Here is a 14,755-nt window from a genome sequence, read left to right as displayed (position 1 = left end):
GGGGATGTATCAGACTTATATTTTCGATCTGTACGGTACACTGATTGATATTGAGACAGATGAGGAGCAATCTCAGGTATGGGAAAGGTTAGCTCTCCATTTCGGATATCAGGGACTCTCTCTATCAGGTGGTGAACTGCAAGAACGGTTTTTGCGGGAGCGAGATCTTCAACTTGGTGAAGCCGCACGGAGCTGCGAGTATCCAGATTTCGTAATGGAGGAAGTGTTTCGGTCTGTGGCCCGTCAATTAGGTGGAGAACCGGATCAAGCGTGGTTATATGAAACCGTGAGGTGGCTACGGACGTTATCAATGGTCCATATCTCTCTATATGAGGGTGTGACTGAAATTCTACAAACGTTAAGAGAACGTGGCAAAAAAGTATTCTTGCTCTCCAACGGGCAGAAGACATTTATTGAGGCAGAGTTAACTATGCTCGGAATCATACATCTATTTGATGGCATTGCGATCTCTTCGGAAGCAGGGGTGAGCAAGCCTGATCCGCTATTTTATCGCTATTTAGTTGAAAGGTATGGAGCGGATTTGAGCTCAGCCATTATGATTGGAAATGATCCTCGTACGGATATTGAGGGTGCTCTGAAGGCAGGGATTGATTCCTGTTACATTCACACGGCTTCTTCACCGTCCGATATGGTTGTGAAGAGTACGTATTCTATATGGGATGGTGGTTTGCGGCAAATCCCAGGTTGGAACTCATAGTTGAATTAAAAAGTCCCCGTCCCCGGCTTCTTACTCACCGGTTACGGGGACTTCGTATGATCACAACGCCGTTTGTTTATGCTTGATTAGATTACGCCTTCAGCCAACATAGCATCGGCTACTTTCTTGAATCCAGCGATGTTCGCTCCTGCAACGAGGTTGCCGGACTGTCCATACTGCTCGGATGCATCTACAGACTGTTGATAGATGGAAACCATGATCTCATGCAGCTTCGTATCAACTTCTTCAAAGCTCCAGGACATACGCATGCTGTTTTGGGCCATTTCAAGCGCAGATACAGCTACGCCGCCAGCATTAGCAGCTTTGGCAGGTGCGAATAGCACGCCAGCTTGTTGGAACTGGTGAATAGCTTCAAGGGTGGATGGCATGTTGGCGCCTTCGCCTACTGCTTTAACACCATTCTCAATCAGTTTCAATGCCATGGCTTCATCAATCTCATTCTGAGTAGCACTCGGAAGGGCGATATCACAAGGAATAGTCCAAATTTGCGTGGAATCTTCGGTATACACAGCATTAGGGTGTTCATTCACATATTCACTTATCCGTTTTCTTTCGACTTCTTTCAGGCGGCGGACAGTTTCGAGGTTAATGCCGTTTTCGTCATAGATATATCCAGCGGAGTCACTACAAGCTACGACTGTTGCACCTAGCTGTACAGCTTTTTCAATCGCATAGATCGCTACGTTACCAGAACCGGAAACAACAACGCGACTTCCTTCAAAGGAAAGGCCTTTTGCTTTTAGCATCTCGTTTACGAAATAAACTGTACCGTAACCAGTAGCTTCTGTCCGAGCCTGACTTCCGCCGTAACCAATACCTTTACCAGTCAATACGCCAGCCGGATATCCTCCGCGGATCCGCTTGTATTGTCCGTACATGTAGCCAATCTCACGACCACCTACACCGATATCTCCTGCAGGAACGTCTTGGTCAGGACCGATGTAATTTTGCAATTCAGTCATGAAGCTTTGTGCAAAACGCATGATTTCGCCTTCGGATTTTCCTTTAGGATCAAAGTCGGATCCACCTTTACCTCCGCCGATGTGTTGGCCGGTAAGAGCGTTTTTGAAGATTTGCTCGAAGCCGAGGAATTTGATAATACTAGCATTAACGGATGGGTGAAAACGAAGTCCACCTTTGTAAGGTCCAATGGCACTGCTGAACTGTACACGATATCCACGGTTAACTCTGACCTTGCCTTGATCATCTGTCCAAGGAACACGGAACATAATCAAACGTTCTGGCTCAACCAATCTTTCCAGAATGGCATTTTCCTGATACTTAGGTTCAGCAGCCAGGATTGGAAGCAAAGATTCAAGGATTTCCTTTACAGCCTGATGGAATTCGGGCTCGAAAGGATTACGCGCAACAACCTGTGCGTATACGTCTTCGATATAACGATGTGCCTTGTTGCTGTTTGTGTCTAATTGCTGGGAAGATACAGAGCTCATGAATTCAACCGCCTTTTCTAGTATTCAATTTGGTCCAACACTTTTTTTATATTTTGGCACAAGTCAATGTTCCTCACAACTGTTTTTATTAAATAACTTACCTGAAGTGGAATGTTGCAGAGCCTGTGATAGCAAGAAAAGTGTGAACAAACCGCGGTATACTTCGCGTAATGACGCGTTAAAGCGTGAAATATGCTACAATGGAGATGTAATAATTGTAGGGAGATGAAATTTGAAAAATGAGTGACAAATTAAACGAGCAGGAATTAGTAACCGTATTATCTGCCAAAACCAAAGTAGATCCTAAATTAATTCGTTTAGTATTGAAGCATGAACAGACCTTTATCAATAACGCCAAGGCTAATGCCAAAGGCGAGGTAGACATCGACAATGATGATCTGGTTGATTATGTTGTTGGCCAGCGTGATGTGAAGCTGGATGAAATCACAGTGGAGACGATTCTTGATGCGGAGATGGATTACTTAATGGATAAAGGGTTGGCAGGATACATCGATTAACCCGTGCACATTTCCGGCTCTAAAGCCTTTAATATAGAGGATATTGAGCCGGAATGAAAAAAGTAGGCATTTACATTGCATTCAATGATTTAGTGTGGTACAATGAAGTTAATCATAAATTTAACCCTTAATTCACATATTGTAAAAGGTTATCATTTGTGCGTATGAGTCCTTTTCCAATGTGTGAATTTTTATTTGTTCGTACACTACGTAGGAATAAAAGGACATGTGTTAAATAAAATATTGGAGGTAATATCATGCAAACAGGTACAGTTAAATGGTTTAATGCAGACAAAGGATTTGGTTTTATCGAGGTTGAAGGTGGAAGCGACGTATTCGTACACTTCTCCGCAATCACAGGCGACGGATTTAAATCTTTGGACGAAGGCCAACGCGTTGAGTTCAACGTAACTCAAGGCGCTCGTGGACCACAAGCCGAAAACGTTGTAAAACTGTAATTCGAAAATTAGGCTGCCCTTAACACAAGTTGAGGGCAGCTTTTTTATTTTTCATCTTATGAATCTGCCCCTAATAGGGTGGCGAAATCGTCTCGATTCGATCCAAGGAGGGGTACTTATGTATTTTCGTAAAAAAGCACTGGAGGATCTTCCGCAGGAAGACACAGCCATTTGGTCTTGTACCAAGGAAGGTTGCACCGGTTGGATGCGCGATAACTTTGCATTTCAGTACGTACCTACCTGCTGGCAATGTAACTCTCCCATGACGAGAAGTATGAAGATACTGCCAATGCTTGTGAACACGAATTCAGATATGAAGGCTATGAAGAAAGGCATCACGATTAAGTAACAGCCTTTACTAAAACCATGCAAGAGATGGTTAAATAGAAGCAGCTAACATACTCAAACAGCTGGACCCTTGATGGTGGGCAGCTGTTTTTTGTTTGAGTATTTTTATTTATGGTCGAGCAGTTTCTCCCACTCGGTAAAGATGATATTCTCTGAGAGATGTTTCAAATGTTGAGGAACCTCTACATGGCACATCAATTCCAGGCTGTTGCCGTCCGGGTCGTTGAAGTACACAGAAGCATTCCCTTGATAAGCTCGAATAAAAGGCTCAACGGAAGTTCGATTACGGAACGGAACAGCGTCTACCCCAATGGATTCCAGCCATTGCAGTGATTGCTTCAGATCCTCATAAGTTACGCGGAAGGCAATATGCCGTAAAGATGGGTGGTATGGCGTTGCTACTTCCTTTCCTTCCCAAATGCCGATCCAACTCCGACCTTCCTCAATCCAGAAGAATGCAGTTTCCTCATCCTGCCAGGCCATTTTTTATCCCAATTTCTCATAAAATTCGATAGATACCTCAAGATTACTTACTGGTAAATGTGCTTCGTATAGTCCTTTTATCATATTCTCGTCTCCTCGTGCAGGCTTAGCCTGAATTTTATCAATAACTACCAATTTCTTTCATGTATTAGTTCCCATTCTTTCCAGGGTACCATTCCTAGCTCAGGTCTGGGTGAATCAGGCAGTATAGCTAGGAACTCTAAGGAATGACCATCTGGATCACTGAAATACACGGATACGGCTGGCATCCAGCCAAATACATACAATTGTCCCTTATCATCATCGAGGAAGTTGGAGCTTTCAATCCCCTTGCCCTTCAGGTAGGATACTGACTGCTTCAAATCCTCAAGCGTTACTTGGAAAGCAAAGTGCTGACGCACAACCTCGGAAGGTGCCTTCTCCCAAATCCCCAGCATGGCCTGATTACGATCTTCTCCAATCCAGTAAAATCGCCGCTTGCGGCCTTCAGTATTCTCCGAATGTGCTAAGGGTAGTCCCAGAACATGTTCATAGAAATGAGCAGATTGTTCAAGGTTAGTCACGTTCAGATGGGTTTCAAACAGTCCTTTGATCATAGGGCGGCACCTGTCGGGCTATTGATTTTGCGAGCTAAATTTAGGAATGATTCTAAGACTAGGCGAATGCGATCTTCAATTTCTTGACCGCCCTCGTACCCGTCGTATTCAACCTCGAACTGCTTGCGCTGCATCCCGCCGATGGAGATCCAGTCTGGCGTATTAATCCCATGTAGATTGCGTACAACCGCCTGCAATTGAAGCAATGAGCTTACACCTACAGCTCCACCTGCAGAGCTAGCAGACAATACCACTTTGCCGTTGAAGTGCGTCTGGCCTAGATGGTCGAGAGCATTTTTCATCACGCCGCTCATGGAACCGTGGTATTCCGGGGTAATCAGGATGATTGCGTTCGCAGTTAGCATCTCTTGATGGAGGGCGCTTAGATGCTCATGCTCCGCGTAAGACTCATCTGGTGAATAAAAGGGCAGTGGGCGTTTATGGAGATTAAACAGGGTGACTTGTTCGCCTTGCTGATTAATAAAATGTGCGGCATGCTCTGCCAACTTCGTGCTGGTCGCTTCTTTTCGATTGCTGCCTGTCAGGATCATGACTTTCATCTGTATCCACTCCTATAAGGTCGATTGCTATAAACCAATGATAGCTGAATCGACATTTGTTGACGTCAGCACATGGAATGAACCTGCATAATAAAAACGCTCAGCAATTGTGCTGAGCGTCTAAGACTATAGTTGTAGATGAGCTGTGGCGCTATGAGTTGTAGCCGCTTTTCAATGCAAAAATGGCAGCTTGAGTCCGATCCGATAAGTTCAGCTTTCCCAGTACATGACTGACATGTGTCTTAACAGTCTTCTCGGTGATGACCAGCTTACTGGCAATCTCTTTGTTGCTCATACCTAGTGCAATGAGGTCTAACACTTCCTGCTCTCGCGGAGTAAGAAGCTCAGATCCGGTGATTGTAACCGATGTAGTACTGGATCCATTCAGATCTGAGTTGCTAACATTCAGTTGTTCTGGTGTAGAAGCTGCCATTAGATTCATCAGTTGACTGGCAGCTGCGGAATGCAGCTCAACTTGACCACTGTGTACCTTGCGGATGGCGACTACCAGCGCTTCTGGTTCTATGTCTTTTAGCAAATACCCTTTGATCCCTACGCGGATAGCAGGGAGTACATGATCCTGATCTGAAAAGGAGGTCAACACAATGATTTTGACCTGTGGATGGGAGACCCGCAGCTGTTTAGCCGTCTCGATGCCGTCCATAACGGGCATGTGCAAATCCATTAATATGATATCCGGCTGGAGCTCAGCCGTTCTCTCTAGTGCCTCGCGGCCGTTCGACGCTTCTCCGATAACCTTGATGTCCGGTTGTGTCGAGAGAAACACTTGTAGCCCTCGACGAACCATTGCATGATCGTCAACCAGTAATAAACCTATTGTCATTTGTGATCACCCGACTTCATGTGGATTGGAGGGGCAAAGGGATGGTTACCTCAACCGTTGTGCCTTGGTGCTCCTCACTGTGGATCTGAATATGGCCGTAGAGCGCCTCGGCTCTTTCCTTCATAATATGCAGGCCGAGAGATTCATTGGTGTCTGTGTTACAGCGCCGTTTGGCACCGCCCTTGCCCTGATCGGCAATGCTCAGTATCACCTCGGTAGCGTTCAAAAGTAGAGATACTTCAGCTTTAGAAGCACCGGAGTGCTTTCGTACATTATTAAGTGCTTCTTGACCAATGCGCAGCAGTCCTTCTTCCACATTGCGGGGAAGTTCGAGTACACTGCTGCGTTGAGTCTGTATTAACAGCCCTAGTTGCTGACCATGAGCCTGCAGCGCGGTCAATAACCCGGCTTCCAGTCCTGCAGGGCGAAGCTGCATGATTAAAGCACGCATTTCTTTGAGTGCAGATTGAGAGAGCTCTTGAATATCGCGGACAGCCTCAGCAGCCGGATGGGAGATGTGCTCTTGCTGCAGCATGCTTTCTACACCTTTGGCCGTCATCGAGAGGGAGAACAGAATCTGGTTCACCGAGTCGTGGAGGTCACGGGCCAGTCGATTCCGCTCGTCCAGACGCGCGATTTCGCGGCGCTTCTCTCCGAGCTGTACACTTTCCAGTGTAGCTGAAATATGCTCGGCAATCGCTTCGAGTACTTCTCCATCTGCGGTTGCGGAGGCGAGTGCTTTAGGCGAGGTGATGAGTAGAATGGCTGAACCATGTGCAGTAATCTGCCGAAAGGGGACGGCAAGCATTACAACTCGCTCTGTAACAGGCTGTTCGGAACAGCATGAGTTCGTAATTTCCTGTTCTTCGTCAGAGGTTAATGTTGCGAAGCGCTGTCCTTTTGCAATATCCCTTAGACGATTCTTAAAGGAATAAGAGAGCTCAAAAGGGGCTAATTCAGGTGTTATATTAGCTGCATGAGCGGCTGCATGTACTTCGAATTTGCCCGCGTGTTGTCCAATAATCGCTGCAAAAGGCCAATCGAAATATTGGCCAATCAGGGCGGTGGTTTTCTCCACAAGAATGCTTGGGGAGATGCATTCACTAGCCGTTATATTCAAAGCAGCGCTGAACTCCCCTAATTTGGCGTACAGATTGGCACGGCGCTGCTCGGTGCTATATAACTGCATGCGTTCAATGGCACTGCCAATTTGCAGGGCCACGGATTGTAGCAGAGCCAGCTCACTGTCGGGGTAATGTGCTTTGCCCGGTGCAGCTACATTCATAAGTCCTAGGTAGCGATCGCCTGAATGCAGTGGGATAGTGGCGTGGTGGGTGATCCCTAATGTATCGCCCCAGTTATTTTGCCTGGCATTACTCAGCCGCTTGCAGTTTAGAATGTTAACAGCATGCTCTAGCCGTCCGTCCCATAGGCGGTCTAAGCACCAGCAGCTTCCACACTGCATCGGCTGTTTATTGTCCCGCTGCAGCGCTGGCGGTAAACCCCGATCTGCGGCGAATTCATACTCCATATTCTCTTCGCTCAGGAAGATCCAGCCTGCCGTATTTCCTGTTAGATCTAACAGCTTGCCCATAACTGTATCGAGCATCGGTTTGAGCTCATTGGAACTGTTTAAGGTCTCCGCAATCGTCTTGAGCGTCAATAACTCGTGGATCCCGGTTTCTTCCGACATGAGGTTCTCCCCTTTAGATTAATTACGTTCTATCTATTGTAACGTAGAATGCTTCATTCATTCTAAAATTTTGTAATCATGAAGCGACAAAAAAGGTGGACCCTTAAGATCTGGTATGACCTTAGAGAACCACCTAAATAAATTCGTTAATTTACAGCTGCAGGGGTAGTGGAAGGCGCGCTGTGTTCTACATCATCGTGCTGAATCAGTCCATGTTTCTCCCAAGCTCGACTCTTCCAGCGGAAATACATAATGACAGCTCTTGTCCACTCATCAGCCGCAGTGGCAATCCACACACCGGCTAATCCTAGGTTAAGCTGGAATACCAGAAAATAGCCAAGGGGTAAGCTCATACAGACCATGGAGATCAGTCCCATATATACTGGGAACTTCGCATCGCCCGAGGCGCGTAGTGAGTTAATGATGACCAAATTAGTTGTACGCCCGGTCTCTAGGAAGAAACTAAGCAGTATAACCTGAGCCCCCATCAGAATAATGTTCTCGTTGTCTGTGAAGAGGCCGAATAGCGGTACCCGGAAGACGATCACAAGCACATCTATTACTACTGTGACCAGAAGTGCCCACTTCACACTGGTGAATACACGCTTATAGGCCTCCTTGGGACGTCTAGCTCCCACCAGATGTCCTACGATAATGGAGGTTCCCATAGAGACGGCTACACTGAATAAATAAATATAATTGGAAATGTTGAGCGCATATTGACGAGTGGCCATAGCCTCGGCGCCCAGATAGGTAATATACAGCGTGAATACGAGCTGACAAGATTGATAAATAATCGATTCAAACGCGGACGGGATGCCGATTTTGAGAATTTGCTGCACATATTTTTTGGAAAGATGAATGTAGTAGGTTAACTTCACCCGTACCTCCATCACTCTGTAGAGCAATAAGAAGAAAATAATAAGACAGATAAACCGACTGACAACCGTTGAGATAGCTGCACCTTCGACACCTAACGCTGGAAGTCCAAAATGACCATAGATGAGTAAGTAGTTACCCACCACGTGAATGATGTTCATCAGCAAGGATACGACCATCGTCTGTTTAGTGAAACCGTGCGTACGGATTGTGGTCGCCAGAGCATTGATTAATGCTTGGAGAAAAATACCGCCCCCGACAATATGTATATAGGATTTAGCGTAAACGAGAATATCCCCTTTTACATTCAGGGCAGTTAGTAGAGTCCCTCCGAATATCAGCAAAAACGTACTTAGGAGAATTCCTACTAACAGGTTTAGGGTAATGGCATTGCCGGTCACTTGAGCGGCTTCCAGAGGTTTTTTGGAACCGAGGTATTGGGAGACCACAATCGCTGCGCCGTTACCAATTACACTGAGAACTAAAATAGCCATCGCGATAATCTGATTCGCTGCGCCAACACCCGATACGGCATCGTCCGATACGGAGCTGATCATAAAAGTATCCACACTGCCCATGAGCATAAATAGGAACAGTTCCAGGAATATCGGCCAAGTTAGTTTTACAAGGTTAAATTCTTGGTGATTATTGTGCTTCATTGTACACCTTCTTACATCATGATTAAATTGCTGTTATTCCATAAACAAACTGTAATGTTAGCACAGCTTTCATGAAAATGCAGTACTTTTACAAAAATATGACAAAAGGTTGTTAATGTCTGCAAAGATAAAGCTGGCAGCAGCACATTAGTATCCTCCAGGTAACTACATCACAATAAAGTGCCTACTTCCCTTAAAGGATGTAAGGATCTACAATTTGTACATGACTTACTAAAATATATTAACAAGGAGTGCAAATAAATATGAAATTGCAATTAGCATTGGATCTAGTGGATATTGCGGGAGCGAAAGAGATTGTCTCAGAGGTTGCTGAATATATAGATATCGTTGAAATTGGAACACCTATCGTTATTAATGAAGGCTTGCATGCGGTGAAAGCAATAAAGGAAGCTTTTCCTGCTTTGACAGTATTGGCTGATTTGAAAATCATGGATGCTGGTGGATATGAAGTGATGAAGGCGGCAGAAGCTGGTGCTGATATCGTTACTGTGCTTGGTGTATCTGATGATGCTACTATTCGGGGTGCGGTGGAGGAAGCTAAGAAGACGAATAGAGAGATTCTGGTTGACCTGATCAATGTAAAAGATATTAAGTCAAGAGCGGCTGAAGTAGACGCACTTGGCGTAGACTATGTCTGCGTACACTCTGGATATGACCATCAGGCGGAAGGGAAAAATTCTTTTGCAGATTTGAATGCAATTAAAAGTGTGGTTAAACAGGCTAAAACCGCTATCGCTGGGGGTATCAAGCTAAGTGCGCTTCCGGAAGTTATTGCAGCGAATCCTGATCTTGTTATCGTTGGCGGAGGCATTACGGGTGAGGCTGATCAAAAGGCCGCAGCGGCAGAGATGAAACGTCTAGTTAACCAGGCTTAAGATTACAATGGACACATTGAAATATGCGCAGCAAATTATAGAGGAGCTTCAGCGCTCCATTTCTCAGCTTGATCATCAAGAGGCTGAACGAATGGCTGAACTGCTTCTTCAGTCGAATAAGGTATTTGTGGCCGGGGCTGGTAGATCAGGATTGATGGGACGAGCTTTTGCAATGCGACTCATGCATGTCGGTAAAGAAGCGTACGTCGTGGGAGAAACGGTAACCCCGGGTATTGAGCCTGGTGATGTGCTTGTGCTCGGTTCGGGTTCAGGAGAGACTAAGGGGCTGATCTCTATGGCAGAGAAGGCCAAAGGAGTAGGTGCAGAGGTTATTGCAGTTACGATTGCGCCGGACTCGACCGTCGGACGTTTAGCGAGCTATGTAGTGAAGCTGCCGGGATCTACAAAAGATCAGACCAGCGGAGGCTACAGCACGATTCAGCCAATGGCTTCTTTATTCGAACAGACGATGTTAGTCTTTTACGATGCAGTGATTCTGCGGATGATGGAGAAGACGGGGCAAACGACTAAGCAGATGTTCGGCAAGCATGCTAATTTAGAGTGAGAGTACAGAAACGAATGCCTTCCTAGTAAGGAGGTTATTCGTTTTTGTGTTAGTATGACAACAGGAGAGAGGAGGCGCTTTAGTTATGGCGACCGAGATTAAAGATCGCATCAATTTGAAGGAAATTAACTGCGAGAAGGAACTGACGCTTGCGGTGATCGGAGGCAAATGGAAGCTGATAATCCTGTGGCATCTTGGGCTTGAAGGGACAAAGCGGTTCAGTGAGCTGAAGAAGCTAATTCCTCATATCACGCAGAAAATGTTGACCAATCAGCTTCGAGAGCTTGAAGAAGATCAGTTGGTTCTTCGGAAAGTGTATGCCGAGGTTCCTCCAAAAGTAGAGTATTCTCTGACTTCATATGGACAAAGCCTGCTTCCCGTCCTTCGATTGATGTATGATTGGGGTAAGAATTACGGGGAAAACGTGATCTGGAAAGACACGCCGCCGGAAGAAAGATGCTAATCGAATAGACTTTGAACATTAATAATCCCTGAGAGGTCTGAATCGACCTTTTCAGGGATTTTTTTGTGTTCAATATGGAGTGACGTGAATTACGATTTAGGCTTTTTGTTCGAACAGCTTGGCGATCTCGACGATTACGTTCACCGCTTTTTCCATGTTGTCAGCAGAGGCGTATTCGAATTTGCCGTGGAAATTTTCGCCCCCCGTGAAAATATTAGGTGTAGGTAACCCCATGTAGGAAAGCTGTGAGCCATCTGTTCCCCCGCGAATCGGACGGATGATCGGCGTGATGTTCAGATTCTCCATCGCCTCATGGGCAATATCGACAATATGACGCACCGGTTCGATTTTTTCGCGCATGTTGTAATATTGGTCTTTCATTTCAAGCACGATGTTCTCTTCACCATGGATGCTCTTGAATTCATCTACGATGGCAGAAAGAAAGGCTTTACGTGCCTCGAATTTCTCGCGGTCGAAGTCACGAATGATATATTGAAGCTTGCTGAATTCCGGTGTGCCTTCTATGGAGCTAAGGTGGTAGAAGCCATCATAACCGTCTGTGAATTCTGGAGCTTCCTCAGCAGGGAGTCTAAGGTGGAGCGCCATAGCGATTTTTGCGGAATGAATCATTTTTCCTTTGGCAGTACCAGGATGTACATTGACGCCGTAAACCGAGATTTTGGCTGATGCAGCATTAAAGCTTTCATACTCTAGTTCACCGAGTGGGCCTCCGTCCACAGTGTAAGCATAGGAAGCATTAAAAGCAGCTACGTCAAATTTATGAGGTCCGCGGCCGATTTCTTCGTCCGGTGTGAAGGCAACTCTAATCTTGCCATGTTTGATTTCTGGATGCTGAAGAAGGTAATTCATAGCTGTCATAATCTCGGCAATACCGGCTTTATTGTCTGCGCCAAGCAGGGTGGTACCATCGGTTGTAATTAATGTATGGCCTTTATATTCTGCCAGCTCTGGGAAGCTCGCTTTAGACAATACAACATTTAATTCTTTGTTCAAAAGAATATCTTTGCCATCGTAGTTCTCCACGATCTGTGGCTTTACATTTGTTCCTGTGAAATCAGTTGCTGTATCGAGATGCGCTAAAAAACCAATGGTCGGAACATCCTTCTCCGTATTGGCTGGGAGTGTAGCCATGACATACCCATGCTCGTCCACCTGCACTTCATCCATGCCGATCTCCTTGAGCTCTTCGACCAGCTTGTGAGCCAGCACCATCTGCCCCGGAGTGGACGGACAAGTTTCATTATCCTCGTTCGATTGGGTATCCATTTGAGCATACGAAATAAACCGTTCTATAACCTCTTTTTTCACTGTGGGTCATCTCCTCATTACTGTTGTATCTATATAGTATCACTTTCCATATCCGGTCTCATCCCTGAGGAGGAAGATTAAGAGTTAAGATTAGCTTTAATGAGGCGATATTTCTTTCTTTACTAGCTTCGCTGAAAGTAAATACCGGTCCGGTGCTGACCCCACGTATGAAAAAGGATAACAGGTGATCAAGGTAAGAATAGCCTTATCGCTTGGTTTTATTGCGCCGCGTTCAGTCCCGTCTACAATCGTGCTGCCTGTCACTTCATAGGTGAACGTACCGTCCATGCTTTCCAGTTCGATTAGATCTCCTGCGACGAGTTCTCCTAGATTGCGGAATACGGTATCACGGTGTCCAGCAAGCACGCTATTACCGATGGCACCGATGGCTGCGCTACCTATATAGTGTCCAGCTCCTTTTTTTAATTCAGGGCTTTCCGTACCCTCCAGAATAGCCACCTTCTTATTTAAGGTGGGGAAGCGGATTTCTCCAATCACTTCACCCTCTTTATAGGAGGGAGGAGAAGATGGTTGTTCTTTTGAAGAACTGACCATTCCCTTGGGGAGAGGGTTCTCTTCATTTGAAAGGGGGCGGGCGATGGCTTCCTCCCTCTTTTTTGCCCAATCATTTAGGGCCTGCTTGGCCTCGATGGGTGCTTTGACGACTTGGACGATCGAATAAATCAGCACAACTAAAGAGAGTATGAAGATTAGCTTCACGGTTAATAAAACACCATTACGCTGCTTCATACTCTCTCCTCCAGACTTATATTACTAAATGTTATTCTTTCTTCGATTTCAATCTGCGCATGATGATCACGCTGAGTACCGCAATAGCTAAGCTGGCCAGAATTAAGTTATACCAAGGCTCGGCGGTATTTGGAAGCTCGTTGCCTGCCTCTGGTGCTCCCAAAGGAATGTCGCCGTCAGGTAAGGCTACCTCATCGCTTGGCTGAGGTGTTGCACTGGTGGTTTGACTACCAGCACCTGGTGACGCTGCAGGTGTAGGCTCATTACTGCTTCCGCCCATTGGAATCGGTTCTTCAGTAACGCTTATTTCATCGACTGCAGGCGGTGAAGCCGTAGGTGTAGGCGATGGTGTTGCTGTTGCTGTTGGAGGCACTGACTGACCTGGTGTTACGACAGCTGTAGGTGAGGCAGTAGTCGTTGGTGAATCCGTAGGTGTTGTGGTTGGTGCAACCGTAGGTGACGGTGAAGCTTCAGGTGTAGCTGCTGGTGTTTCAGTAGGTGTTGTAGTAGGTTCAGTTGTTGCTGTTGCTGTTGCTGTTGCTGTTGCCGTTGCTGTAGGTGATGGATCAGGTGTAGGTGCAACCGTCGCTGTTGGCGTAGGCGTTGAAGTAGGCTCGGTGGTTGGACCTGGTTCTCCGGAAGCGGAGAATTCAAAAGCTACGGTCGTGGCCTTCCCTTGATATTCGTTGCCGGCTTCCCATGGGAAGGTTACATCCATTTGAATTACACTCTTCTCTCCTCCAGCAAGTGAACCGATGGTTACTCTGCCAGCAGCCTCACTCATCACTCCCGAATAGATGATTACTCCCTCTTTTTCGAGTGTCATTTGGAGAATATTGTACAACTCTACGTCTCCAGAGATGAATTTAAAGTCCACAAAGTAATCAAAGCCTTCTGTGCCATCATTAATAATCGTGTACTCTGAGCTCATTTCGTCACCGGGCTTCATATTGTTCATGGTGGCTGTGCTCGTGGTATGAGAATTCACAGTAAGCTTAATGGTATCCTGAGCGCTTACCCCTCCAGCGTGCCATATTACTCCTACCAGAATAATCAGAACGTAAGCAGCTATGAAGACCGAATGGTATTTCTTCTTCACTTTCTTTGCTCCTTTCTCCTGAGCCCATTGTAGCTGTTGAAAAACAAAATCTGCGGGCTTCCGGCAAAATCCTCCGTTTTAAACGATTATTCCATTCTACATTGTCGAAATAAGTGGTATTGTGAAGTACCACTCTTTCATTTGTGGGGGGGAATCTCTCTGAATGAACGGAGAAAGAGGGCATAGCCAAAATACAAATCGTTCGTTATAGCGAATATATAAAGTATAATCAAAATGATATCCAAAGAAAAATGATGTATTACAACTAATTAGATCATATTTGCTTAAATAGTAAGTATATGGTCTCTTTATCTGTTGATTTCTCTCTATATCTCTTTATTTTTATGTTTTTTACTATCTTAGTAGTGTTTTATTAAGAACGGTTTCGAAAACAAAACAAAAAAGGCAAGACGCATATCTGAAAC

The 14,755-nt window shown here is 45.7% G+C and carries 16 protein-coding genes and 1 pseudogene; 7 read left to right on the top strand and 10 right to left on the bottom strand.

The window, feature by feature from the left end; translation table 11 throughout:
- Positions 1-4: 4 nt before the first annotated feature.
- A complete protein-coding gene (locus tag MHI27_RS29600) occupies positions 5-718 on the top strand; it encodes an HAD family hydrolase (protein WP_149645438.1) in 714 nt (237 codons plus the stop codon).
- Positions 719-804: 86 nt separating this feature from the next.
- Here MHI27_RS29600 and gdhA read toward each other — a convergent pair whose 3' ends face one another.
- Positions 805-2,190, bottom strand: coding sequence for an NADP-specific glutamate dehydrogenase (gdhA, locus tag MHI27_RS29595; RefSeq protein WP_042192743.1), 1,386 nt, complete (start codon positions 2,188-2,190; stop codon positions 805-807).
- Between the two features lie 239 nt (positions 2,191-2,429).
- Here gdhA and MHI27_RS29590 point away from each other — a divergent pair, with 239 nt between their 5' ends.
- From MHI27_RS29590 to MHI27_RS29580, 3 genes are all read left to right on the top strand, one after another.
- The gene (locus MHI27_RS29590) at positions 2,430-2,708 is read left to right on the top strand and encodes a hypothetical protein (RefSeq protein WP_042192741.1); all 279 of its coding nucleotides are present in this window, start codon (positions 2,430-2,432) and stop codon (positions 2,706-2,708) included.
- A gap of 257 nt (positions 2,709-2,965) precedes the next feature.
- Positions 2,966-3,166, top strand: a complete 201-nt coding sequence (locus tag MHI27_RS29585; RefSeq protein WP_019914790.1) for a cold-shock protein — start codon at positions 2,966-2,968, stop codon at positions 3,164-3,166.
- Positions 3,167-3,284: 118 nt separating this feature from the next.
- The gene (locus tag MHI27_RS29580) at positions 3,285-3,515 is read left to right on the top strand and encodes a cold-shock protein (protein ID WP_042131520.1); all 231 of its coding nucleotides are present in this window, start codon (positions 3,285-3,287) and stop codon (positions 3,513-3,515) included.
- 104 nt (positions 3,516-3,619) lie between these two features.
- Here the strand turns inward: MHI27_RS29580 and MHI27_RS29575 are convergent.
- From MHI27_RS29575 to MHI27_RS29550, 6 genes and pseudogenes are all read right to left on the bottom strand, one after another.
- Positions 3,620-4,081: pseudogene (locus tag MHI27_RS29575) on the bottom strand (VOC family protein).
- Positions 4,082-4,125: 44 nt separating this feature from the next.
- Complete coding sequence (locus tag MHI27_RS29570; protein ID WP_405175251.1) at positions 4,126-4,593, bottom strand: VOC family protein; 468 nt, start codon at positions 4,591-4,593, stop codon at positions 4,126-4,128.
- Positions 4,590-5,153, bottom strand: a complete 564-nt coding sequence (locus MHI27_RS29565; RefSeq protein WP_405175250.1) for an NADPH-dependent FMN reductase — start codon at positions 5,151-5,153, stop codon at positions 4,590-4,592. Before MHI27_RS29565 ends, MHI27_RS29570 begins: the two co-directional genes overlap by 4 nt.
- Before the next feature lie 151 nt (positions 5,154-5,304).
- On the bottom strand, positions 5,305-5,997 hold the full coding sequence (locus MHI27_RS29560) for a response regulator transcription factor (RefSeq protein WP_042192733.1): 693 nt from the start codon (positions 5,995-5,997) through the stop codon (positions 5,305-5,307).
- A gap of 16 nt (positions 5,998-6,013) precedes the next feature.
- A complete protein-coding gene (locus MHI27_RS29555; protein WP_341059219.1) occupies positions 6,014-7,690 on the bottom strand; it encodes a GAF domain-containing sensor histidine kinase in 1,677 nt (558 codons plus the stop codon).
- A gap of 146 nt (positions 7,691-7,836) precedes the next feature.
- Positions 7,837-9,228 (bottom strand): MATE family efflux transporter, encoded by a 1,392-nt coding sequence (locus MHI27_RS29550; protein WP_076284917.1) that lies wholly within the window; start codon positions 9,226-9,228, stop codon positions 7,837-7,839.
- A 263-nt stretch (positions 9,229-9,491) separates the two neighbouring features.
- Here MHI27_RS29550 and hxlA point away from each other — a divergent pair, with 263 nt between their 5' ends.
- The 3 genes from hxlA (at position 9,492) to MHI27_RS29535 (ending at position 11,152) form a co-directional block, all read left to right on the top strand.
- Positions 9,492-10,124, top strand: a complete 633-nt coding sequence (gene hxlA / locus MHI27_RS29545) for a 3-hexulose-6-phosphate synthase (protein WP_405175249.1) — start codon at positions 9,492-9,494, stop codon at positions 10,122-10,124.
- A gap of 7 nt (positions 10,125-10,131) precedes the next feature.
- Positions 10,132-10,689, top strand: coding sequence for a 6-phospho-3-hexuloisomerase (hxlB, locus tag MHI27_RS29540; protein ID WP_076284915.1), 558 nt, complete (start codon positions 10,132-10,134; stop codon positions 10,687-10,689).
- Positions 10,690-10,774: 85 nt separating this feature from the next.
- On the top strand, positions 10,775-11,152 hold the full coding sequence (locus tag MHI27_RS29535) for a helix-turn-helix domain-containing protein (protein WP_036682121.1): 378 nt from the start codon (positions 10,775-10,777) through the stop codon (positions 11,150-11,152).
- Between the two features lie 96 nt (positions 11,153-11,248).
- Here the strand turns inward: MHI27_RS29535 and pepT are convergent, their stop codons facing one another.
- From pepT to MHI27_RS29520, 3 genes are all read right to left on the bottom strand, one after another.
- Positions 11,249-12,481, bottom strand: coding sequence for a peptidase T (pepT, locus tag MHI27_RS29530; protein WP_042192723.1), 1,233 nt, complete (start codon positions 12,479-12,481; stop codon positions 11,249-11,251).
- Between the two features lie 96 nt (positions 12,482-12,577).
- Positions 12,578-13,231: a sortase gene (locus MHI27_RS29525; protein ID WP_405175248.1), complete on the bottom strand. Its 654-nt coding sequence runs from the start codon at positions 13,229-13,231 to the stop codon at positions 12,578-12,580.
- 31 nt (positions 13,232-13,262) lie between these two features.
- Entirely contained in the window at positions 13,263-14,330 is a 1,068-nt protein-coding gene (locus MHI27_RS29520) for a hypothetical protein (RefSeq protein ID WP_405175247.1), read from the bottom strand.
- Between the last annotated feature and the right edge of the window lie 425 nt (positions 14,331-14,755).

Source organism: Paenibacillus sp. FSL H8-0261 (assembly GCF_045040645.1).
Lineage (GTDB): Bacteria > Bacillota > Bacilli > Paenibacillales > Paenibacillaceae > Paenibacillus_AQ.
Note: the sequence above shows the minus strand (reverse complement) of the source record. Positions and strands in the feature narration are given on the sequence as shown.